Consider the following 23,170-nt stretch of genomic DNA (forward strand, 5'->3'; position numbering starts at 1 on the left):
CCAGCCTAGGGCATGTCCACGATACGAACATAAACATAATAAGAGAATGAAAAAGGAGAGGTGATCATGAAGATAGTGACTGTTTTAGGAACGAGACCTGAAATCATCCGGTTGAGTCTCATTATGAAGAAACTGGATCTACTTGCAGATGAACATATCATTGTCCACTCAGGTCAAAATTTTACTCATTCCTTAAATGGTGTCTTTTTTAAGGAACTCGGTTTAAGGGAACCAGATTATGTACTGGCGGATAAACAGCAATCTTTGGGTGAACAACTATCATCCTTATTTTCCGAGCTAGAAAAGATTTTACTCAAAGAGAAGCCGGATAAAGTACTTGTGCTGGGAGATACAAATAGTGGTCTTAGTGCCATCCTTGCTGAAAGAATGATGATTCCCGTTGTACACATGGAAGCTGGGAACCGCTGTTTTGATTTAAATGTACCAGAGGAAAAGAATCGAAAAATCATTGATGCGGTCTCATCTTACAATCTTGTATATACTCCTTACAGTAAAACCAATTTGCTTAATGAAGGAATGACATCCAGCAAAATCATCATTACGGGCAATCCGATTTTTGAAGTGCTTACCCACTACCGAGAGCAAATAGAGGATAGTCTCATTCTTCAGGATTTAAATTTGGGAAATCAAGACTACTTCCTTGCAACCATTCACCGCGCTGAAAACGTCGACAATCCCGTTCATTTTACTTCCATAATCAATGCCTTGAACAAACTAGCAGACACGTATGGTAAAAGAATTATTTTGAGTACACATCCCAGAACCCGGTCAAAGCTTCAATCAGCCCCTCAATTATCTTTACATCCTCTAATAGAACTTCACGAACCTTTCGGGTTTTTTGACTTCATTAAGCTTGAGAAAAATGCTTATTGCACATTAACGGACAGCGGAACCGTACAAGAAGAATGTTGTATTTTTCACATTCCTACCGTAACCATCAGGAAGACAACAGAGAGACCGGAAACCGTGGATTGTGGGAGTAATTTTATATCAGGGTTAAAGGAAGATAACATCTTAACTGGGGTTAAGGTGATGACTTCGAAAATTTCCAACTGGACATGTCCGGCAGAGTATCTGGATAGAAATGTTTCAGATAAAGTGATAAATATTTTATTAGGAGGTTCCGACATTGTTTACTAATAAGACCATTCTAGTCACCGGTGGTACCGGATCATGGGGAAATGAACTGGTGAGTCAACTGCTTGAAAAAGACCCGAAGGAGATTCGTATTTTCTCACGTAATGAAACGAGTCAGGTATTAATGAAGCAAAAGTTTGAAAATCACCCCAAGTTAACGTTCGTCATAGGAGATGTGAGGGACAAGGAAGCTGTTATAGAAGCTTCACAAAAGGTTGATTATATCTTTCACCTCGCTGCCCTAAAGCATGTCCCGGTGTGTGAATTTCAGCCATTGGAAGCATTGAAGACGAATGTAATGGGTACACAGAATATCATTGACGCTGCAATCGAAAATAATGTTGAAAAAGTCATTAATATTTCTACGGATAAAGCAGCGAACCCCTCCAATTTTTATGGATTCACAAAAGCTATGGGAGAAAAGTTGATCATCAATGCTAATGTGTTAACAGATAAAACAAAGTTTGTCTGTGTACGCGGAGGAAACGTATTAGGCACAAACGGCAGCGTCATTCACGTATTCAAGCATGGAATCAAAACAAAGTCTAAAATCGGGATCACTGATAAAAAAATGACACGTTTTTTTCTGACCATAAAAGATGCCATCAAACTGTTATTCAAGGCAACCTATGAAAGTCATGGAGGAGAAATTTTCGTCATGAAAATGCCTACATGTAAAATCATCGATCTTGCACATGTACTAATCGATCAATATTCACCTGATAAAGAAGTGATCATTGAGGAACTGGGAATTCGTCCTGGAGAAAAATTGCATGAACTACTTTTAACGGAATTTGAAAGCCATAATACCATCGTTTATGACAATGAGTATTTTGTCATCCTACCAACCATTCCGATTAAAGGGCTCATGGAATATTATGAAGATTTTCCTCAAGTAGACCTTGATACGTATTCTTCCAGTGATAACATCATCCCTTATGATCAGATAAAGACGATGCTGAAGGATGGAGGGTTTCTAGAATGAAGATTCTCGTTCTAGGGGGACATGGAATGGCTGGTCATGTCATCGTTGAATATATGAAGGGATGTGGCCATGAGGTGTCTTATACTGTTAGAAAAGAAGATCCTCTAGGAATTCGATTAGATGTTAGGGATCTTGACAGTGTGAGGAAGGTTTTGAGTGAGCAAAGTGCGGATATCGTTATCAATGCGACGGGTCTACTAAATGACTATGCTGAAACCCATGTAATGGAATCGGTCCAGGTAAACAGTCTTTTACCTCACGCATTGGTGGGAATGATAAATGAATACGGTGGCAAATTGATTCATATTAGTACAGATTGCGTGTTTTCAGGAGAGAAAGGGAGGTATACAGAGCATGACGTGAAAGATGGGACTAACATCTATTCTAAGTCAAAGTCCTTGGGAGAGATTGATCACCCACCTCATCTGACTGTTCGCACTTCTATCATAGGGCCAGAACTAAAAAAAGAAGGTATTGGCCTTCTCCACTGGTTCCTTCAGCAGAAAGGGAGGATCAATGGTTATCAGAACGTCTTCTGGAATGGAGTGACTACACTGGAACTCGCTAAAGCGATACACTCATTCATAACGAATGAGGTTTCAGGAATGTATCATCTGAGTGTAGATCAAAAGATTTCTAAATATGATCTTCTGCTTCTCTTTAAGGAAATATTCGGAAACAATGGGGTGGTCATCATACCAGTGGCAAAACCGGTCCATGATAAAACCCTCATACACACACGGAATGATTATAAATACTCCGTCCCAGGTTACAGGGAGATGCTCCTTGAACTTCGTGATTGGATGAAGGGGAGATGAATAAAGTATTCATCACTGGGGCTACAGGCTTTACAGGCATCCATGCATGTGAATATTTCATCAAAAGGGGCTATGAGGTTTTTGGAGCTGTACGCAGTCATCTTCATCCCATAAAAGAAGTTCGAAGTGTGCTGTGTGATCTAATGGATGCAAAAGGAATGAAGGTATTATTTGAAAATATCCAACCGGACATGATTCTTCATCTTGCAGCTCAAAATCATACCGGACAATCATGGGATGATCCGATTTCCACCATAAATACGAATGTAATAGGGACGATGAATCTACTGGAAGGCGTTAAGGGAACAATTCCTTCCGCACGAATTCTCATCATTGGCTCTGTCATTGAATTCAATCCATGCCACTCTATAGTACCCAATCACCCATATGGATTATCTAAGTATATTCAGACGCTCCTATCCACAAGCTGGTCATCATTTTATGATCTGGATATTCGGATTGCCAAGACGTCCAATTTAATCGGTCCCGGCCATTCAAATGGTATTTGCGCTCTTCTTGCGCAAAAATGCGTGCAACATCGCAACGGGGAGGGGAAAGGTTTTCACTTCCATAACATTCTGGACCGCCGAGATTTCCTGGATGTAAGGGATGCGGTAAGTGCGTATGACTGCATTCTCCAAAAGGGCTGTAAAAATGAAACGTACGTCGTTGCTTCAGGAAAAACGTACAAGTTTATCGAGGTAGCTAAAGAATTGAAGAGGTTATCTCAAAGCGACCTGCCATTAACGACCGAACATTTTCTATCTACCCCTGGCGTTCAATATGCGATTGAAAAACTAGAGAGTCTCTCCTGGAAACAAACCATATCCCTAAAGCAAAGTTTGAAGGATACCCTCCTTTATTATCAGGAGCAATAATCTTGTATCTCATGACAGCTGAAATTCCTTTCAGCTGTCATGAATTTTTTGTTTTATTAAAAGTAAATATTGAATTTCTTAAATAAGTCATCAATATCCATTTTTCTTCTTTTTATATATTGACCCCTTTTTCGTAATACACCATCTTTGAGCACCTTTTTTTCTATAGTTGCTGCCGATCCATGTACGACCAGTGATTTGGCTTTCTTGATTCTTTTATCATCAAAATGAAGATAGGCCATCCTTAGTAAATTATAATATATTCCTTCATAGTTTACTGTGTACGGATGAGTTGTTCTAAACAAGTGTAGTACGGTGACATTCGGCTCACAATGACATCGATACCCAAACAGCCAAAACTTGAGGGATAATTCAACATCTTCATGGCCCCATGTGGCAAAGCCTGTTTCAAATCCACCTACATCATCAAACACCTGTTTGGAGGTAATAATGCAGGCACCTGGCAGAACAACCGTTTCAAATAGGGATCTTCGTTTCTGATGCCATTTGATCTTAAGTGAAGGAGTGAGGGACTGGCCGTATCCTTTTACCGCGGGGTCTTGGATAGATCCGATGGCAGGGCATACGGCGTCGCTTGTCCCCTTGACAATGTGGAAGACCAAACGATCAATCCAGAAATTTTCAAAGGTCATATGCGCATCACAGAATGCTAAATATGGATGGCGGGCTCTCGCTGCTCCCATGTTTCTGGCATTAGCCGGTCCCACCCCGTTCGTCCTAATATACGTTACTTTGTCGCGGTATGGATAGTGGTTTAGAAAATGACAGCATTGATCAGTTGAAGCATCATCCACGATAACGGCTTCCAACTCTATATTGGTCTTTATAGTGAACAAAGAGTCCAGTGTCATCTTTACATTCGTTCCTTCATTACGCACCGGGAAAATGATGGATACCTTTGGAGGCTTGTTTCCCATAATCTCGCTCCCTTAAACTGAAATATTCTACGTTAGTGTATGTAAATAGGGATTTTCCGTGAATAATGAAAGAGACTGCGACGAGTGCCGCAGTATTCTTCAGTATTTTATTGAACAGAGGAAAGAGGGGTTCGTAAGGTCTTTCTTGTTATAAACCATTGGATTACCCGTCTCATATTTAATCACCTGTCCATTTGCTTCCTCAACAATCATCTGACCGGCAGCTGTATCCCATTCCATTGTAGGGGCGAGTCGGGGATAATAGTGTGCGCTTCCGTCTGCAATCAAACAAAACTTCAATGAACTTCCAATCGAAGTGAATTCAAGTTTTCCTTCTTGCCGTTGAAGGTCTTCGATGTACTTCTGAGTCGCGTCCGACAAGTGAGATCTAGAGATCACGATTTTCTTTACACCAGATGATGCGGTATTGATCTTTACCTGCTTTCTTTTCTCCAAAGAACTGGCAGTCATGAGTTTATATGCTCCTTTATTCTTTTCGGCGTAATAAAGAGTATCTGTTACAGGTGCATAAATGATCCCCAATACTGGTCTGTTTTCTTGGATAAGGGCAATATTGACTGTGAATTCGCCATTTTTCTTAATGAATTCTTTCGTCCCGTCCAGAGGATCCACGAGCCAAAAAGATGACCAGTTCTTTCTCTCATTATAAGGGATACTGGCCCCTTCTTCACTCAGTATGGGAATGCTGGGAGAAAGTTTGCTTAATTCAGTTTTTATATGTTCGTGTGACAACTGATCTGCGATGGTGAGGGGGGACCGATCCTCTTTCTCATGGATCGTATAGGCATCATCGTATACTTCCAATACTTTTTTCCCTGCCCCGATCGCAATTTTAATCACTTCATTCAGCATGATTTATCTACTCCTCGTATTAAATAGAAATAACTCTTAATTACAATTATATGAATCCCTTATTCTTTAAATAGTTTACAATTTGCAGGGCGGATTCATCTATTCGTTGATTCTCTGTATCAATTATGATTTCAGGGGATTCAGGGATTTCATAAGGAGAATCGATTCCACTAAAATTTTTTAACTCACCTTTTTTCACCTTCTTATAAAGGCCTTTCGGGTCTCGACTCGCGCATGTCTCAATGCTCGCCTGTACATATATTTCTATAAATTCCCCATCGGGTAATAGTGATCTGGCAAATGCCCGATCTTTTTTATAGGGGGAAATAAAGGCAGCCAAGGTTATGATACCGGCATCGACAAAAAGCTTCGATACCTCACCGATTCTTCGGATGTTTTCCGTACGATCTTCTTCTGAGAATGCTAAGTCCCCATTTAAACCGTGACGTATATTATCTCCGTCAAGACGGTAAGTGTGATGGCCAAGCACATGTAATTTCTTTTCTACTTCCACTGAGATTGTGGACTTCCCGGAACCGGACAACCCTGTAAACCAAAGCAATGCGCTTTTATGCCCATTTAAATTTTGCCTGTCAGCTTTCTGGACTTTGCCCTCGTGCCAAGTAATATTTTTCTGATTCATCTCATCACCTCTAATGTTATGGTTAGTCATAACCAAAAGTAATAGACCAGTATTACTGTGGTGATCATTGTCAGGATATTCAAGGGGATCCCCACCTTCAAATAATCTTTGAATCGATAACCGCCCGGGCCATATACGATCAAGTTGGTCTGATAACCGATCGGTGTTGCAAAGCTTGCGGAAGCGGCAATGGTTACCGTTACGGCCAATGCTGTTGGATTTAAATCCAGAGTATTCGAAACTTCCAGGATAATGGGGAACATGAGGACGGCAGCAGCGCTGTTCGTCATCATTTCTGTAAATAGATTCGTAAGGAGATAGATTGCTATAACGATGGCAAAAAGGCCAAACGGCTTTGAAGCTTGCATCAGTAGGTCGGCAAGGAAAGAGGCGACACCCGATTCGATCATCGCATACCCGATACCGAACGAGCAGGATACCACCATCAGTACATTCCATTGAATGGCATTCTTTGCCTGCAGGGGAGTGGCGATCCTTAATGAAAGTAATAACACTGTCACAAACGCCATTCCCGTTAGCATCGACATATATCCTAATGTCACTATAAGGATCATCGTTCCCAGTAATGCGACGGAGATCCACCCGTTCAATGTCTGTTTACGGGTCATCATGGTCTTGTCCAGTGTAGTGGCAATATAGAAGTCATTCGTGTTGGCTTTCTTATAAAAATCAGTTCCTGTGGCAAGTAGTAAGATATCTCCCGGTCTTAAAATGATATCGCCAATTTTATATTTCAACCGTTGATTTTGTCTATGAACAGCTATGACTGCTGCATTGAATCTGCTCCTGAAATTGGTATCCTTAATCTTCTTATATAGTAAGGAAGAATGATGGGAAACCACCGCCTCCGTCAACTGATGGTGTTTTGGAAATGAGGAGCCGCCATTACTTTGTAACAGGAGGCCTTTATGTGATTGAAGTTCTGTGATGGTGGTAATATCTCCGGTGAAAATCAAGCGGTCATGTGCCTTTAATAATGTTGTATTCGATACAGGAGTAATGGTCTCATCTTCCCTGATGATACTAACAAGAAATAGTCCTTTTAAGCTTCTTAACCTGGCTTGTTCAACCGTTTTTTGTATAAAAGGGAAGTCATCGAGTATCAAAATCTCTCCAGTGAACTCTCTTAAGGACTCAATATTGACAGGTCTGCTTCTTCTCTCAGGAAGTAAGGAAGAACTGAAAAATATGAGATAACATAGGCCTATGAGAGTAATCGGTATCCCTATTTTACCCAGTTCGAAAAAGGTGAACCCAGGCAGGTTCGAGTCAAGAAGCAAACCATGGACCACGAGATTTGTGGAAGTACCAATAATGGTTATGGTACCTCCAAGGATCGTTGCATATGAAATGGGGATCAAATATTTTGAAGGGGAGAGATGATGATCTTCACACCATTTTTTTACAAGTGGCGTAAAAGCGATGACGATGGGAGTATTGTTCAGGAACGCAGAAAGAAGAGAGATGGGGAAGAGGAGCTTGGCAAGCATGTGTTTCCTTGAAGTTGACCGGTTTAATAACTTCTTGAAGGCATGATTGACAATTCCACTGTTTTGAATACTTCCCGCAATGATGAACAATAAACCGATGGTCAACATCCCTTCGTTTGAGAACCCCTTTATGGCTTCCTGTGGCGTAATGACACCAGTCATGACGAAAAGGAGGAGAGTGGATGGAAGAATGATTTCAGGCCGCTCCACCTCAAAGACCAGTAATGAGAGCATAACGATCATTCCTATGATGACAATATAAAATTCAATCATGATGTAATCTCCTTCAGCTCTCCCTTTGAGAACCTTCACCCATTTCATTAAGAAGTACATCTATCACTTCTGGCCTGGAAAATTCTTTTGGAGGCATCGTTCCGTCTCTTAACATTTTTCGCACTTTTGTACCGCTAAGGTGGATATGAAATAGTTCATCATGAGGGCATGTTTTTGAAGTAGCCATCGCCCCACACTTCATACAATGGAAGGCATGCTCGAACTTCAATATCTCGATACCGATCTCTTCTCTTGAAAATTGATTGAAGATTTCCTGTGCATCATACGTTCCATAATAATCCCCGACACCTGCGTGATCCCTGCCAACAATAAAATGGGTGCATCCAAAGTTTTTTCTTACTATACTGTGGAATAAGGCTTCCCTTGGTCCGGCATATCTCATGGCAGCAGGGAATGTGGATAAAAGGACTCTCTCTTTGGGATAGTACTCGTCGAGTAAAACCCGATAGCTTTTCATACGAATGTCTGCGGGAATATCATCTTGCTTTGTGTCGCCTACCAAAGGGTGTATCAATAGACCATCGACTAGTTCGAGGGCTGTTTTTTGCAGATATTCATGAGCCCTGTGAATGGGATTTCGCGTTTGAAATGCTACGACTGTGTTCCAACCCAATTCATTAAATCGCTCTCTAAGCTGTTTCGGCGTTTGAAAATCTTTTTTGAAAATGGCAGGGAACCGAAGAAGTTTGACCGGACCTGAGACATACACGTCTTCTTTCTTATACGTCTTTTGAACCCCAGGATGAAGGTTGTCCAATGTTCTATATACGAAAAGGGCTTCCGCTTCTTTACTATATTCATATATTTCTTCAATATCTAATGTGCCGTAGATCACCCCATCTTTTCCTTTAAGTGAAACGGTTTCCCCGATGGAAAATGACTTACTCACTCTTTTGGGAACGGGGAGTGTAATGGGCAAACTCCAAACCAACCCATTCGATAACCTCATGTCTTTCAATACGTGTAAATAGTCTTTTTGATTCATGAAACCCGTTAAAGGGCTAAAGGCTCCCGTTGAGATCAGAACTAAGTCGGACAGACCCCAGGAATCGAGTGTAATTGATGGGAGAGTGGATGACTTTTTAAGTAGCTCATCGCGTTCTTTCCCTATAACAACTTGATCAACAAGCATACCTCCGTGTGGGGATATCATTATAATTTCTCCTTTCAATTAGAATAAATGTAATAAAGCAGTTGATGACCAGAATTCATCTGATCTACGGCTCAATTTTCGCTTTATAAAGACCTAACAATCTTGCTTTTACTAGTTTATGTGTTGATCTGCCAGCGGGAGAGGGCTGTTTAATAAAACAAGCATCTGCCTAGAAATGAAAGCGGAAGAGGCTTAAGAAGTTCATATTTTCACTCCCGTATTCATAAGATACATAGACTACAACAAAAGGGTGGTGAGCCTGTACATGAAATTATCTATCAACAACCATGATTGGGGAACGATTCCATCACATTCCGTAGCTGCCATCCAATTTTATTGTGCGGAGAATAATCATCAATTTCATTTGGATGAAGAAGCACAGAGGGTGGAAGTGAAAAGTTCCCTTCATGGAAAGAAAGTATGGCTATCAGTGAATACAAAGAATGCAAATATAAACAATGAAATACATGAAAAAGTGATAGGCTTATTAACCGATTATGGGATTGTCGTTTCATCAAAACGAGATACAGGCACGATTAGGGAGGGGGATTTGTTTGTTGAATTAGTGTCAAGTCAATCACAGGGTGAGGGCAAGTCTGTTTCGGTCGGTTATAATGAAAGGCTAAATTCCATCAATGTAAAGAAAAATCTCTCAATATATAAGAAGGAACTGCCCTTCAAGGGATACTATTTGATACCTGAACACCATTCCATTCCCCATCTGAGATGCTCGATTAAGTGTAAAGATGAAGAATTTCTGTTAAAAGAAAGTCCTGTTTTACTAACCCATTGTGTGCTTAAAACATTACTTGGAAATCAGAAGCCAAGTTTACTGGATCTTAATATTCTTCACCTATTCCAAACGGTAAGTAATCAGACAGGGGAATCAAGCAGTCATAAAGTTCAGAAGAAGCCAAGTAAAGATATCCAAATGGATGATAAAACGTACGAAGAAATCAAAATGCGAAATGCAAACCGTAAAGTTCCAAAGGCTCAGGAAAAAAAGCCATATGCGGAAATATATTTTGATTACAATGTCATACCCAATCGAAAATCAGAACGCTATTCCATTAAAGCTGATTTCTTCATAAAGAACACAGGAAATGTAGACCTGATGAATCCGAAGATCTGCTTTCGAATGGATCCGCCTGATAAGATTGAAATAGGAGGACAGATCCTCCCACCTGAAATGAGCGAAATCTTTTCCCTGCAAGGTCAAAACGGGGCACAAGGATGGAAGTATATGGGGAAGGATTGGTTAGAAAAGGCCTATTCCACAGGAGAATACTGGATAGAATCGATTCAGGAATCATTCATCCCCCCTGGTGAAACGATAGCAGTGGAGGGACTGCAATTTACGATTGAACCTCTTGAGGAACAGGAAGTTTCAACCATTTTAGGGTTTGTACTATTTGAAGAGCAGGAGCTTCAGCTAAGCTCAAATAACAAGATAAAAATTACATTTTAACAAGAAGACGATGCCACGGAATCGACTGTGGCATCGTTTTTTCATTCCTTTTCATTTTTCATGAAGTAATAATCCATCGGAGCTGGGAGTTTTTCTGCAGTTTGACGTGTTGTAATGATAGGAGCCTGCCTGCGTTTTTGGCTCTCTACCAGCCGTTTGAGCTCCAATAAACTGTGGGTCAAGGTTACATTATATTCCCGTATAGAGTCGACCTCCTCAAGAAAATCAATAAACTTTTGCTCCACTTGCTCAAATTTCCCCTCGAGTACCTCATTCTGTAGAGTAAAGTGAATGTCCTGTTCTTGTTCAACCGCTTCGATTCGTTCATCCTGCAGTTTGGTACGTTGATCGATATCAGCAAATTGGGAGGAAAGCCACCATTCATTTTCTTCAAAATGTTTTTGATATTGACTGATGAATGTTTTAATATACTCCATCTTTTGCTTTTCTGCTTGAATTAGTTGCTCCTTTGCAAATTGCAATGAATCAAGGGTATGTTTCCTTTCTGACAAGGCCTTTTCCAACTCTTCGGTTTTAGCTATCAGGTTAAAGAATATTTCTTTTTTCGTATCTTCTGAATGGGCCAGAGCTGAGTTTAAATCTGAAATATGAAGTTTTTTTCCTTGCAGTTCACTGTTTAAGCTGTCTATTTTTCTTAGGTGCAGGATGTTTTCCTCCAATAGGGATTGATTTTTACTGAAGAGATCTCGTTGCTCCTTCTCGATTTCCGTTATTTTATGAGATAATTGTTTTTTTTCAAGCTTGATGGAAAGGAGTTCCTGTTGAAGGTCATTTTGGCTCACTTGCGACTGCTGCAACAGCTCATCCTTGCCGTGTAGGGCGTCATGAAGTGCCCTTACCTGACTTTCCAGCTTCTCTTTGCCTTCTTTAAACAGGTTTCGGTCTTTTATAAGTTCCCTCTCAACGGTTTCGTTCTCATCGATCCGGCGGTAAGCAAGCGTTAATTCCTCCTGCGCCTTCTGAAGTTGTTCCTTATGGTACTCATTTTCAGCATACAAATAACTGCTTTTCAAAGTTCGGATCGTTTTATTCAAGTTCTCGATCTCAGATTTCAAATAGAGGATCTCTTGATCGGAAATGGTGTACATCGGTGGTAATTTCGCATCCTCCCTTATGATAATCTCCTCCTAAAGACTTTTACTCTATTGTATGGACCCAATTGGCTAAACGTTACAAGTACCCAAGCTGTCTAGATTGATTAATAGCTTACTGTGTATGAGTTCATAACTTGTTTCATAGATTACTAGAAGGAGTGCTAGAAATATGTTTAAGCCTACCGACAGTCGTCCACTCATTTCTTCAAAAAATTCATAGATTATAGTAAGTCAATAGAAAAGGAATTCTCACTGTTTTTATTACAACTATGACCTTTTCCATTGATTAATTTATGACTATCAGGAGTGAATGGATATGAAAAAGAATACAGGCTGCGGATTTGGTCATCAAGGATGCCCTCCACAACCATCAAGCGATAAAGCAAAATCAAAAAGCTTATTTACAGAAACATTCGTACCGGAGCTTGATTTAGAAGAAGTAACAGTTGTTCTTGGAGATGTATTTCTTCAATCTTTAACAGAAGCGGATATTTATCTGCCAACTTATGCTAGTGCCATTAAAAACATCGAGAAAAACGTCTCGCTCACACAATGTAAAGCAATTCCTGTACCAGGGTTTCCGGATTACGTGAAATTATTTGTAGAAGGGATTGTCCATAAGAACATTCAATATGTAGAAGGTTCCTATGGAGTAGTAAAGGATTATAGTGTTGATATTCCTTTTAAAGCGTATGATCGAGTGAGACTGGCTACCCCTGTCAACAATCCGTTCGGAATTGACTTCAGCATTAAGAAGAATGTGTTGCAAAGAAGAGAACTTGCCAAAGACGGAATGGGAGCTAACCGCTGCGAATTTGGATCATTGACGTTTGAAATCAATAATGAGCCGATTAAATGCAAGCTTCTTGCTTCTGCTGTTAATCAGTGGGATATTACCGAGAACTTTGACAATTGGGGACGATTTAATAAAATTACAGAAAAAATGGACATCAATCTTCTAATCAAATTAACTCAGAAGAAACAGCAAATGGCTGGAGACGGGGATACAGGTGGAGGAGAAGAGCAAGGTCCAGAAGTAGTCTATAATCGTTTCAGAAATATCATCCAACAATAATGACTAAATGATGGTGCATGCTTTCTTGAAAGGCATTGTAAGAGATTATGAAGATAACTGTGAGAGGGCAGAGTGACGAGTTGAAAAGGGGTTCACCTTGAAGGTGAACCCCTTCCTCTTTTTACATATCATTGAACCAGATCATCTGACTAAACGTGCACAAATTGTTCTTGTGTTAAATGAAGGCTTACCTGTAAACAACCTTGAATCTTTAAAGTTGACTCGCCATTCTGCTTAAAGGATTCATGGTGACTGATAAACGTGAAATTTTGTAGAAAATGTTCAATTGGTTCACAGAAGGAATGATGACATTCATGATGAGTGCTTGGTTCTTGGGTGTTTTCTGCCAGGAATGTGTATTCTCTCTTCTCACTCACAGGGATAGTAGGCGGAAGTATCCAACGAATGGGAATGGTGCGATCCCATTGAATCGGAATTTTGATAGAGTGTATAGAAGCTGTTTCTCCTGGATCTACAAATTGAATCGAAGCAACAAGCGTCCCTTTCACAAACACAACTCCAGCAGGAATGGGAATATTCGTTTTTAGAGATTGGATAGACCAATTTATAGAGAGTATATGTTCAATTGGAAACGGTAATTCAACGTCTTCCAAGATGGCGACCTCAATCTGCAAAGTGGACAGTACAACGGGAATCTTTACAGTTAAAGAGCGAGAGTCGGGTACAGAGGTTTCAGTGCCACTTTCCAGGTGTTGATCTTCTGAAAATAGTTCATTTTCGAAACGCTCTTTTAATGCCGTCAGACTTGGGTGTTGGGGTTCGGTTTCCTCGATATCTTCTTGAGGTGCATGCTTGACTTCATCGGTCTCCTCTTGATGTTCATGTTTATCGTCCCTGATATCCTCTTCATGCTCCATGAACGTTTCCCGCTCTGTGGAAATTTTTTTGAGAACCGAGGTTAAGGAACCAATGCAATGAACGAAATCAGTCTGCTTACTTGTCAGCGGACTTGATTTATTTTCACAATATATTGTTTCTAAGTAATGACTAAATGAAGGTAGGTGATTTCCATTATGATCAAATTCATGATCCGAATAAAGCATTTCTTCTTCAAGTGCAGGAGGAGAAGCATCGGTGGGATTCTGATTTCGTTCGTGATGGTTTTCTTGGTCTTGATAGAGATTTCGTTGTTCCTCCAGCTCTTCCTCCAGCATCATGAATATCTCTTCCCGGATCGATACAGGTTCATTTCCTGCTTCAGAACCCTCAATAAGAACTTCTTCCTCCACGGAGGGCTCGATCTCATTCTTTTCATTTGAATTCGAAGGGGCGGTATTGTTCAGGGTTTCAGATAATTCCTTTACAGTTTTATCGGACTTCAAGTCCCCTTGTTCCTGCTCATCAGCTGAACCATCGATTTTGCTCAGTTTATTTTCTTGGTTTACCGCCATATCCATCACCTTAGGTGGAGGGAAAAACGTCGGGTGGGAATGAATTTTTTCCTGAGATCCCTTTGGCAGGTCGTTATCTTTTATGGGACTTTTTTTATTCGTCACATGATCTTGTAAGGAAAGATCTTGCTTCTGAGTAAGGTTAAATAAAGAAAATGATGGAGATTTTCGGCTGTTTTTTTCATTTTCATTCATTTTGTTCAGAAAATAGCTTTCTATATCATTATTGTCTTCTCTCATAATCATGGTGATATCGGTGCGCTTTAACATCACACCTAATCATTTACCTCCTCTCTAAAAATGATTGAATAGTCATGTTCATTCGCAATCATCATTCGTGGTGGAGATAACCCGTATTTGTTGATTCTGTAGGACTTTTACACATATATCTATGACCATTTTCTCTTCGATTGTACGGAAGTATCCTTCTCCAATAGGACCGGAATGAGGGAGGGGACACCGGTCGATGGCTTCATCCCACTCGATGATTTTGCTAGAAACCAACTCGCAATAAGGGATTTCGTTATAGAATTGATGGCTTTCCTGATGGAATTGAGATAAATCATGGGTTTGTAGTTCATCTTTTTCCGGATATCCGGAAGGCAGCGGTTTTGAAATGAGGAAATCAAATTCCTGACGGTTATTCACTTCCGGCATGACAGGCATTGATAAGAAATGCTTAATGTCTGTCACACATTGAAATGGTATATCCACTGTGTATGAGTGAAGATCTGAAGCAATCGAAGAAAGGGACGTTTCTTCAATTTCTTTACATGGGCTTGCATATTGGATGTTTTTTCGTACAAACCCTTTTACAAAAAGTTTATTAGAAGGAAGAAGCAGTCTGCACTGTGTTAATTTTATTGTCTTTTTAATATCCTTAATTTCCAGAACGGCTTCTGGAAAGGTAATCGTTGCATCTACATTTACCTGTAGGGTCAGTTCAGCCAATACGACAGGTACCTTGGTCACGATTTTTCCGATACTGACTTTTGGGTGGTGACAATGGTTTTTACAATCATGCGTATTTGACGTTGCATGACAATCGGACATTTTATTATGATTATCAAACATAAGTGGCCTCCTAGAGCAAGATAATGCCATCTTATGATTTAGATTGATAGTTGTTTGGGCCTGAGCCTATATGTATAGAGACTAATTATGGAAAGCCTGCCACAAATACTGATGAGAATATTGTACAGAAAGAAAATGCACTCCCCCTACTGTTATCGATAACAGTAGGGGGAGTGCTGATGATGGTAGGTTACTGCTTATTCTGCAGTAAGACGGATTTGCTGTTTTTGTAATACTTTAATGGTAAAGTTGAGGGACATTTTTTCTAGCATATTGTAGAAATATCCTTCACCTACAGGACCTTCGGATACACGATCTGTTGATTCATCCCACTCTAAAATGCTGCTTGAAAGCAATTCACAATAAGGAAGTTGATTGTAGTATTGATTGCTGTATTGATGGAATTGGGAAATATCATTCGATAAATATTGATCCTTCTCTGGATAGCCTGTCCCTAAGTCTTGAGCTCTGAAGAAGTCAAATTCCTGACGGTTATTTGTTCTTGGGAGCTGGACTGGAGAATCCAGTGTGATCGTCGTCATGCATTTGAAAGGTACACGGACTGTTAAAGATTTAATGTCAGAAGATATACAGGATCCGTCGAAACCCGATCCTCCACTAGGTGTTGCATATTGAATGTTCTTGCGCACATATCCTGATAATAGCAGGGGAAATTGTGCACCAGCAGCACTGAAGTCGTCATCGCTTGTTGGGATCGTCATTAAACGGCATTGTACGATTTCGACTTTCTTTTTTACATCTTTGATTTCCATTACAGGCTCTGGAAATGTAATGTGTGCTTCAAGGTTACTTGATACACGATATACACCTAAATCTACTGGAACATGGACAATTCTTTCACCTGCCGGGGTTAGAATGGGATCGACTGTTGTGTTGTCGCAGTGATCGAGTGAAGCAGACTTGTCTACGTTCACACAATTTTTATTCTTATTATAATCACTCATTTTTTTTCCTCCTATTTAATAAACAATATTTAAACTACACTTTATAGTATGCTGACAGAATCTATTAAGAGTGGATATATGAATCAGTATAAGAGTGGAAATTTAATAGAGAAAAAGTATTAGCGGAAATGAATCCATATTACGTTACCGCCATGAAAAATTTATGACTGGGTACGTGCACAGATGTTTTCTATCCCGGCATAAGCTTTAGGGAAGGAGGAGGATGTAATGGATAGGCATAATTATGCAGCAGTGGACTTGGGTAACAGCTTTTATAAAGCCATTGTATCGACTAAAGGTGAAGTGAGAGAGTATTCCATGCCAAATGCAATTGCGTTATTTGATGAAGAATTTTATGAGAGACCTTACGACGACGAGGATGTTATACTACAAGACAATTTGATTGTGGAAGTGAACAGTTCAGCACTTCATGAAAAAAGGGATCCATATTATATCGGTAAGGCGGCGGCCAGGCAGCGAAATGTGAGTTTGACATCCTTTAATAATCAGAAGGTAGATGAAGACCGTACGTACACCCTTTTATTTGGCATGTTGGCCCATCATGCTGTAATGAACAGCCAATCTGATACAGATCTATCCTTTGAAATCGATCAATTGGCGGTCTCCCTGCCGACCACTCAGTATAAAGAGCGGAAAGATACGTTAAAAAGCCGTTTAATCGGAACCCATACAGTATATCTACACAAGGTTCCTGGAATGATTGCCCCCAAAGAAATCATTGTAAGACTTCAGATAAAAGATGTCATTATCGGGGCTGAAGGAGCCTGTGCATACCTGGCGTTAACACGGGATAGTGAGACACTGGGGGTTAAAGATGAATCTCTCTTACATGACTCTGCCAAAGGGATCCTAATCGGTGATCTGGGAGGAGATTCAGTGGATTTTGTAGGGATTAAACACAATAAGCCAGTAGCCTCCATTGAGGGAGAGCCTTTCGGGATCAACCAGTTTTTAGATCATATCATACAAAAGGTAAGTAAGTATGAGCTATACAAGTTCGACTCAAGGTCTGAGCTTGAGGAGAAACTGGTCGCAGGTCAATCCGAGTGGTATGTAGAACCATTCGCCGGTGTGAAAAAAGATATAAGTAAATATATCATTCCTCAGTTAAAATCATTGGCCATTAAATACTTGGAACATTTCGATCGGGTCAGGAACAGCTCAAATGAAATCAAAGGGGCGGTCAAATACATTGCAGTTGGCGGTGCCGCAAAAATAGCCGAATCCCATATTAGGGAAGCGGCCGTGAAATGGGCAGAAAGAGGACGCCCTATTGAATTATTCTTCCCGCAAAATATGGAAAGATTAAATGTATCAGGATTAATGATCCTTGCAAAATTAAATCAACTAAAAAATAATCCTGCGCATATTGAATATACAAAAAGCTAAAGGGTGATGAATATGCCTAAAAAATATGCAGATTACTTTCAGGATACAATTCTAACGATCCCCGAGAGCTTCGTAAATGTTAAAACTGGTGAAACGAAAGCCATCACTTCAAAGGTTGTAGAGCAAGTCGCCTATCATGCAAAGAATAATACATTGAATCATCTTGTTTTTTCTGCACTGCATGATTACCTGCACCACGTTAAACCGGTTCAAGTTCATAGACAATCCGAACATGCCATATTAGAAGAATTATTGGAATTAAAGAGACTGCTGCTTCAACATGGAAATGATTCCTCCAAAAACTTGAACGAATACACCGTCAAAAGTCCAAAAGAACAGGATCATACTTCCGTTGGAATGAAAGAAATTGACGATTTGCTTGAAGCTTTTGGAGGATGAAAAAGGTGAACGACTTTCGTTCACCTTTTTTCATTGGGGATGCATCTATAAATGAACGGCAGGCAGGCAGGTAATAGCACAGAAACAAGACAAGTCTACAGTTATACAAATACCGGTTCCCATCAAGTCATCCACACTTTTGTGGTCGATCTGTTTACAAGGTGAAGAAAGTGCGCATTTACTTTCATGATGAGAATGGGAATCGCCTTTGTGGTGGTCGGATTTAAATGTTAGTAATTCAAGAGTCGCACATTTATGATCAAGGTCTATTAACTTAAAGACGTAGGTCTCGATGCATTTGAAGGTTTTTTTCTTTTTCGAATGACAATGATAGGTAGTGACACCAGTGCCCTTAAATGGCTCGCATCCACAATATAAAATGAAAGGGATGGTATTTTTTTTGTGTTTCTTTTTTTCACAAAGTAAATCCTCAATCGACTTTTTACACGAAGTATCACAACCATGATCTTTTTTTACTTTTTTCTGAGCTTCAAGGATTGCTTCTAAAACGTCTTCAACACAATGATTATAATGCCTGGAACGGGAGTCATGGCATTTGTGCATTTGATAATCTTCATGGAAATAGTTGTCCTGAGCATTTGATTTCTTACTATAACTCATTATTTAACACTCCTTTACAATTTACTACTAATTATCATACGTTCACAAGGGAATATTCGATTGAGCCTCTAGCCTAAAGTGATAAAAATAGATTTCAGGTACATATTTGGTAGTTAATCAGTGTATAGGATTTGATAGAAGAATGTGTTTCCCTGAGTGGCTGAAAGGAGAAAATATATGTAATGAAACGATACAATCAGTAGCTATGATAGGAATGAAAACATTTTTCAACACTTAAGCGACTCTATTGTATGTAAGGTTGAAAACCTTTATACTATAGTAATGTGCAACAATGTTTATCCTGTTAATTCGGCCGGCTTTATATATAGAAGAAAACGGTTTGGTTATAGAGGTAGAAAGGGGATTATTCATGAACGAAGAACAGCGAAAACATGGACAACAATCGAAGTCTGTATCACCACCAGACCAAAAATCTGATAAGGATTACAGCAAGTACTTTGAAAGTGTCTATATCCCGCCGTCGTTAAAAGATGCCAAGAAGCGTGGGAAAGAAGAAATTAAATACCATAATGACTTTACAATCGATGATCAATATAGAGGACTCGGGGAAGGAAAGAAATTCTATATCCGTACCTATGGTTGTCAAATGAATGAACATGATACAGAAGTGATGGCAGGGATCTTCATGGCACTCGGCTATGAAGCAACGAATTCGACAGATGATGCGGATGTCATCCTATTGAATACCTGTGCCATTCGTGAAAATGCTGAGAATAAGGTGTTCGGCGAATTAGGACACCTAAAACATTTAAAACGGGAAAAGCCTGATCTATTAATTGGAGTATGCGGATGTATGTCCCAGGAAGAATCGGTTGTCAACAAAATCCTGAAAACCTATCAACAGGTGGACATGATCTTTGGAACGCATAATATTCATCGTCTTCCTCAAATATTATCAGATGCTTATATGTCCAAGGCGATGGTCGTTGAGGTCTGGTCGAAAGAAGGGGACGTCATTGAGAACCTTCCGAAAGTCCGTCGTGGCAATATCAAGGCATGGGTCAATATCATGTACGGATGTGACAAGTTCTGTACATACTGTATCGTACCGTATACACGAGGGAAAGAAAGAAGCCGCCGTCCTGAAGAAATCATTCAGGAAGTCCGCCATCTGGCTGCACAAGGATACCAGGAAATCACTCTCCTTGGTCAAAACGTCAACGCATACGGTAAGGATATTGAAGACCTTCAGTATGGGTTGGGTGACTTAATGGATGATCTTCGTAAGGTGGATATTCCACGTATCCGGTTCACTACCAGTCATCCAAGGGATTTCGATGATCATTTAATCGAAGTTCTTGCCAAGAAAGGAAATCTGGTCGAGCACATTCATTTACCTGTTCAATCAGGTTCGACAGATGTCCTGAAAATCATGGCACGAAAGTATACAAGGGAACAATTCCTGGAATTAGTGGGTAAAATTAAAAAAGCCATGCCGGACGTGGCGCTTACGACAGATATTATCGTTGGCTATCCCAATGAGACCAATGAACAATTTGAAGAAACCCTTTCTTTATATAAGGAAGTTGGCTTTGAATCAGCATATACTTACATCTACTCTCCACGGGAAGGTACCCCTGCAGCGAAGATGAATGACAACGTGCCGATGGAAGTGAAGAAAGAACGCCTTCAAAGGCTGAATGCAGTGGTGAAAGAGTATTCTGCTGAAGCGATGAAGAAATATACAGGTCGAATCGTTGAAGTACTTGTGGATGGGGAAAGCAAGAAAAATCCTGACATTCTGGCAGGCTACACAAGACGCAGTAAGCTCGTAAACTTCAAGGCTCCTAAAACAGCCATTGGGAAAATAGTGAAAGTGAAGATCACAGATGCCAAGTCCTGGTCATTGGATGGGGAAATGGTAGGAGAAGGCCAAATCGGAACAGAATTCCAGGAAGCAGTAGAGGTGAAATAATATGGCAAAGTATACAAAAGACGATATTATGAAACGTGCAGAAGAGCTGGCAACGATGATTGCTGAAACGGAAGAAGTGGATTTCTTCAAGCGGGCGGAAGCACAGATCCACGAAAATCAAAAAGTTCGTGAAATGATCGCAAGTATCAAGAGTTTACAAAAACAAGCCGTTAACTTCCAACACTACGGGAAAATCGAAGCCCTGAAAATGGTTGAGGCGAAAATTGAAAACCTTGAAAAGGAAATCGATGAGATTCCGGTTGTTCAACAATTTAAGGAATCCCAAACGGATGTGAATGATTTACTCCAAATCGTTGCATCTGTGATCTCAAATAATGTGACAGATCATATCATCGAGACTACTGGTGGTGACTTACTCCGTGGGGAAACAGGATCACATGTGAAAAATTCAGCCCCTGGCAGCTGTTCCTGATTCAGGAATCATAGTAAATGCAAGACGATTTCAGGTCATAACGATCTATACAGGAAAGGGATCTCCCTTTCCTGTATAGATCGTTTTTTTTTGTTTGTTATTTCACCATTCCCTTCAAGCGCATTCCGGAACATTCATTTGGGATTCGCATACAATACATTATCTAAGCAACAATCCCATTATGTAATAAAATTTACTCGCACAAACACCTAGATAGTCGCATAAGATGAATTGAAAATGAATGAGGAGGTTCGCTCGAATGGCAGAATATAGAGAGATTATCACTAAAGCGGTCGTAGCGAAGGGACGTAAATTTACACAGTCTCATCATACGATTTGCCCACCGCATAATCCATCGAGCATTTTAGGCTGCTGGATCATTAACCATCAGTATGAAGCACACAAAGTCGGCAAGAAGGTTGAAGTTCACGGTTTTTACGAAATCAACGTATGGTACTCCCACAGTGACAACACGAAAACTTCGGTTGTAACCGAGAGAGTAGAATATACAGATTGCATTAAATTAAAATACCGTGATCCAGACTGCTTAGATGACATTGAAGTATGTGCGAGAGTACTGCAACAGCCAAATTGCTGCGAAGCGGTCATTTCACCGAACGGTAACAAAATCATCGTTCACGTCGAACGTGAATTCCTGGTGGAAGTTATCGGAGAAACGAAAGTATGTGTCCTAGTGAATCCTGAAGGTTGTGACGATGAAGACTGGGATTGCGACTTGGATGATGAAGAATTTGAAGAGTTAGATCCAGACTTCTTAGAAGGCGACGAAGAATAAAATAGACTAGGAAGACGGCCTCTTCCTAGTTTTTTCTTCTTAGCACGTAAGCAGTCGGAAAATGGATATGAACCAACGGGCATCTGTGCAGATGCTCTTTTTTTATGGAAATGTCGTTACTGTTTTCGCTTAGAGGATAAGCAATAAACTGATGACAGCGCATGTGATAGAAGCGATCAATCCCGTCAGGAGAGGTTTAATTCCCAGACGGATGATATCTTTTCCTTTTACTTGAAGACCCACAGCCGTCATCACCATGATGATCATGAACTTGGAGGAACTCTTCAGGTATGACTCCATGGTCATTGGAATCAATCCAAACGTATGGAGCAGTGACACCGCAAGGAACAAAAATATGAACCACGGAAAGGCCTTCTTATAATGAGATCCCCCTGTGCTTTTCTTCCTTAAGATAAACGGAAGGATGAACATCACAGGAATCAGGAATAATGTTCTGGCAAGCTTCACCGTCGTCGCAACTTCACCTGCTTCGTCTCCATATGCATAACCAACGGCAACCGCCGAAGAAGTATCATGTACGGCGGTACCCGCCCAGATCCCAAACGATAGATCAGACATGTCGAGAAGTTGACCGATTATGGGATACGTAACAAATGCAATTAAATTAAAGAAGACGATCGTGGATAATGCATAAGCGGTTTCATCCTCTTTAGCGCCGACGATCCCTTTAACGGCTGAGATCGCTGTGGCTCCACATATGCTGGTGCCGATCCCGATCAATAAGCTCAACCTTTTATCGATACGGAGCCATTTCCCGACAACATAAGTTACTGAAATACCTATGGTAACAGAGAAAAATATCACCCATAGAGCTCTTTGACCGATATGGAGGATATCGTAAAGGCTCAATCCGACACCCAGAAAAACGATAGCCACTTTCAATAGAACCTTCAAAGTAAACTGTATTCCCGGATCGAAAGCTTTTGGGAGTTTTATTGTGTTTTGGAGGATCGCCCCGATCAAGATCGCAAATAACAAGCTGCCGATCAGTGGAAAAAGAATGCCCAACCCCCTTGATAATAAACTGATTAATAGGATGATGAAGAGGCCCCAGGCTTCCCTCGGAAGAATGGAGCCTTTGTGTTTGTCATGTTGCAAAATTCATTAGCTCCTTTATTAAAATCGACCATGTATAAGTATAGTACAATCTCCCTAATGGCGTGAACCAAAATGCACTACTCTATTTATTGTATG

22 protein-coding genes are annotated in these 23,170 nt (G+C 40.3%); 11 read left to right on the forward strand and 11 right to left on the reverse strand.

What is annotated here, in order from left to right:
• The first annotated feature begins 66 nt into the window (after positions 1 to 66).
• From wecB to P8596_RS10520, 4 genes are read left to right on the forward strand one after another with little or no spacing between them, the layout of a single operon-like run.
• Positions 67 to 1,161, forward strand: coding sequence for a non-hydrolyzing UDP-N-acetylglucosamine 2-epimerase (gene wecB, locus P8596_RS10505; protein WP_224520216.1), 1,095 nt, complete (start codon positions 67 to 69; stop codon positions 1,159 to 1,161).
• Positions 1,151 to 2,143, forward strand: coding sequence for an SDR family NAD(P)-dependent oxidoreductase (locus P8596_RS10510; RefSeq protein WP_224520215.1), 993 nt, complete (start codon positions 1,151 to 1,153; stop codon positions 2,141 to 2,143). The genes wecB and P8596_RS10510 overlap by 11 nt, the downstream gene beginning before the upstream one ends.
• Positions 2,140 to 2,961 (forward strand): dTDP-4-dehydrorhamnose reductase family protein, encoded by an 822-nt coding sequence (locus P8596_RS10515; protein ID WP_224520214.1) that lies wholly within the window; start codon positions 2,140 to 2,142, stop codon positions 2,959 to 2,961. The genes P8596_RS10510 and P8596_RS10515 overlap by 4 nt, the downstream gene beginning before the upstream one ends.
• Positions 2,958 to 3,839 (forward strand): GDP-mannose 4,6-dehydratase, encoded by an 882-nt coding sequence (locus P8596_RS10520; protein ID WP_224520213.1) that lies wholly within the window; start codon positions 2,958 to 2,960, stop codon positions 3,837 to 3,839. The genes P8596_RS10515 and P8596_RS10520 overlap by 4 nt, the downstream gene beginning before the upstream one ends.
• Before the next feature lie 56 nt (positions 3,840 to 3,895).
• On the opposite strand, the gene P8596_RS10525 is transcribed toward P8596_RS10520, so the two are convergent.
• The 5 genes from P8596_RS10525 to sat form a co-directional block, all read right to left on the reverse strand.
• Positions 3,896 to 4,777 carry a glycosyltransferase family 2 protein gene (locus tag P8596_RS10525; RefSeq protein WP_224520212.1) on the reverse strand — a complete coding sequence of 294 codons (882 nt, stop codon included), beginning with the start codon at positions 4,775 to 4,777 and terminating at the stop codon, positions 3,896 to 3,898.
• Positions 4,778 to 4,876: 99 nt separating this feature from the next.
• Positions 4,877 to 5,650: a 3'(2'),5'-bisphosphate nucleotidase CysQ gene (gene cysQ / locus P8596_RS10530; RefSeq protein WP_224520211.1), complete on the reverse strand. Its 774-nt coding sequence runs from the start codon at positions 5,648 to 5,650 to the stop codon at positions 4,877 to 4,879.
• A 46-nt stretch (positions 5,651 to 5,696) separates the two neighbouring features.
• Positions 5,697 to 6,293 (reverse strand): adenylyl-sulfate kinase, encoded by a 597-nt coding sequence (gene cysC / locus P8596_RS10535; protein WP_224520210.1) that lies wholly within the window; start codon positions 6,291 to 6,293, stop codon positions 5,697 to 5,699.
• A gap of 26 nt (positions 6,294 to 6,319) precedes the next feature.
• Complete coding sequence (locus P8596_RS10540; RefSeq protein WP_279726766.1) at positions 6,320 to 8,077, reverse strand: SLC13 family permease; 1,758 nt, start codon at positions 8,075 to 8,077, stop codon at positions 6,320 to 6,322.
• A gap of 13 nt (positions 8,078 to 8,090) precedes the next feature.
• On the reverse strand, positions 8,091 to 9,251 hold the full coding sequence (sat, locus tag P8596_RS10545; protein WP_224520208.1) for a sulfate adenylyltransferase: 1,161 nt from the start codon (positions 9,249 to 9,251) through the stop codon (positions 8,091 to 8,093).
• A 265-nt stretch (positions 9,252 to 9,516) separates the two neighbouring features.
• Here sat and P8596_RS10550 point away from each other — a divergent pair, with 265 nt between their 5' ends.
• Positions 9,517 to 10,719, forward strand: coding sequence for a hypothetical protein (locus tag P8596_RS10550; RefSeq protein ID WP_224520207.1), 1,203 nt, complete (start codon positions 9,517 to 9,519; stop codon positions 10,717 to 10,719).
• A gap of 41 nt (positions 10,720 to 10,760) precedes the next feature.
• Here the strand turns inward: P8596_RS10550 and P8596_RS10555 are convergent, their stop codons facing one another.
• Positions 10,761 to 11,828, reverse strand: a complete 1,068-nt coding sequence (locus P8596_RS10555) for a coiled-coil domain-containing protein (RefSeq protein ID WP_279726768.1) — start codon at positions 11,826 to 11,828, stop codon at positions 10,761 to 10,763.
• 322 nt (positions 11,829 to 12,150) lie between these two features.
• Between P8596_RS10555 and P8596_RS10560 the strand changes: the two genes are divergently transcribed.
• On the forward strand, positions 12,151 to 12,909 hold the full coding sequence (locus tag P8596_RS10560) for a CsxC family protein (RefSeq protein WP_224520205.1): 759 nt from the start codon (positions 12,151 to 12,153) through the stop codon (positions 12,907 to 12,909).
• A 149-nt stretch (positions 12,910 to 13,058) separates the two neighbouring features.
• Here P8596_RS10560 and P8596_RS10565 read toward each other — a convergent pair whose 3' ends face one another.
• From P8596_RS10565 to P8596_RS10575, 3 genes are all read right to left on the reverse strand, one after another.
• The gene (locus tag P8596_RS10565; RefSeq protein WP_224520204.1) at positions 13,059 to 14,594 is read right to left on the reverse strand and encodes a hypothetical protein; all 1,536 of its coding nucleotides are present in this window, start codon (positions 14,592 to 14,594) and stop codon (positions 13,059 to 13,061) included.
• 45 nt (positions 14,595 to 14,639) lie between these two features.
• Positions 14,640 to 15,395 carry a CsxC family protein gene (locus P8596_RS10570; protein WP_224520203.1) on the reverse strand — a complete coding sequence of 252 codons (756 nt, stop codon included), beginning with the start codon at positions 15,393 to 15,395 and terminating at the stop codon, positions 14,640 to 14,642.
• Positions 15,396 to 15,592: 197 nt separating this feature from the next.
• Positions 15,593 to 16,360 carry a CsxC family protein gene (locus P8596_RS10575; protein ID WP_224520202.1) on the reverse strand — a complete coding sequence of 256 codons (768 nt, stop codon included), beginning with the start codon at positions 16,358 to 16,360 and terminating at the stop codon, positions 15,593 to 15,595.
• A gap of 228 nt (positions 16,361 to 16,588) precedes the next feature.
• On the opposite strand from P8596_RS10575, the gene P8596_RS10580 reads away from it, so the two are divergent.
• Positions 16,589 to 17,770: a ParM/StbA family protein gene (locus P8596_RS10580; protein ID WP_224520201.1), complete on the forward strand. Its 1,182-nt coding sequence runs from the start codon at positions 16,589 to 16,591 to the stop codon at positions 17,768 to 17,770.
• A 12-nt stretch (positions 17,771 to 17,782) separates the two neighbouring features.
• Complete coding sequence (locus P8596_RS10585) at positions 17,783 to 18,169, forward strand: hypothetical protein (RefSeq protein ID WP_224520200.1); 387 nt, start codon at positions 17,783 to 17,785, stop codon at positions 18,167 to 18,169.
• Between the two features lie 45 nt (positions 18,170 to 18,214).
• Here P8596_RS10585 and P8596_RS10590 read toward each other — a convergent pair whose 3' ends face one another.
• Positions 18,215 to 18,790 (reverse strand): CotY/CotZ family spore coat protein, encoded by a 576-nt coding sequence (locus P8596_RS10590; RefSeq protein ID WP_224520199.1) that lies wholly within the window; start codon positions 18,788 to 18,790, stop codon positions 18,215 to 18,217.
• Between the two features lie 370 nt (positions 18,791 to 19,160).
• Between P8596_RS10590 and miaB the strand changes: the two genes are divergently transcribed.
• The 3 genes from miaB to P8596_RS10605 all read left to right on the forward strand — a co-directional run bounded on the left by miaB (position 19,161) and on the right by P8596_RS10605 (position 21,955).
• Positions 19,161 to 20,726: a tRNA (N6-isopentenyl adenosine(37)-C2)-methylthiotransferase MiaB gene (miaB, locus tag P8596_RS10595; RefSeq protein ID WP_224520198.1), complete on the forward strand. Its 1,566-nt coding sequence runs from the start codon at positions 19,161 to 19,163 to the stop codon at positions 20,724 to 20,726.
• 1 nt (position 20,727) lies between these two features.
• Positions 20,728 to 21,159: a YlbF/YmcA family competence regulator gene (locus P8596_RS10600; protein ID WP_034759994.1), complete on the forward strand. Its 432-nt coding sequence runs from the start codon at positions 20,728 to 20,730 to the stop codon at positions 21,157 to 21,159.
• 259 nt (positions 21,160 to 21,418) lie between these two features.
• Positions 21,419 to 21,955, forward strand: coding sequence for an outer spore coat protein CotE (locus P8596_RS10605; protein ID WP_034759992.1), 537 nt, complete (start codon positions 21,419 to 21,421; stop codon positions 21,953 to 21,955).
• 129 nt (positions 21,956 to 22,084) lie between these two features.
• Here P8596_RS10605 and P8596_RS10610 read toward each other — a convergent pair whose 3' ends face one another.
• Positions 22,085 to 23,074 carry a YeiH family protein gene (locus P8596_RS10610; protein WP_224520197.1) on the reverse strand — a complete coding sequence of 330 codons (990 nt, stop codon included), beginning with the start codon at positions 23,072 to 23,074 and terminating at the stop codon, positions 22,085 to 22,087.
• Positions 23,075 to 23,170 lie beyond the last annotated feature (96 nt).

Source organism: Rossellomorea sp. DA94 (assembly GCF_029834455.1).
Classification (GTDB): domain Bacteria; phylum Bacillota; class Bacilli; order Bacillales; family Bacillaceae_B; genus Rossellomorea; species Rossellomorea vietnamensis.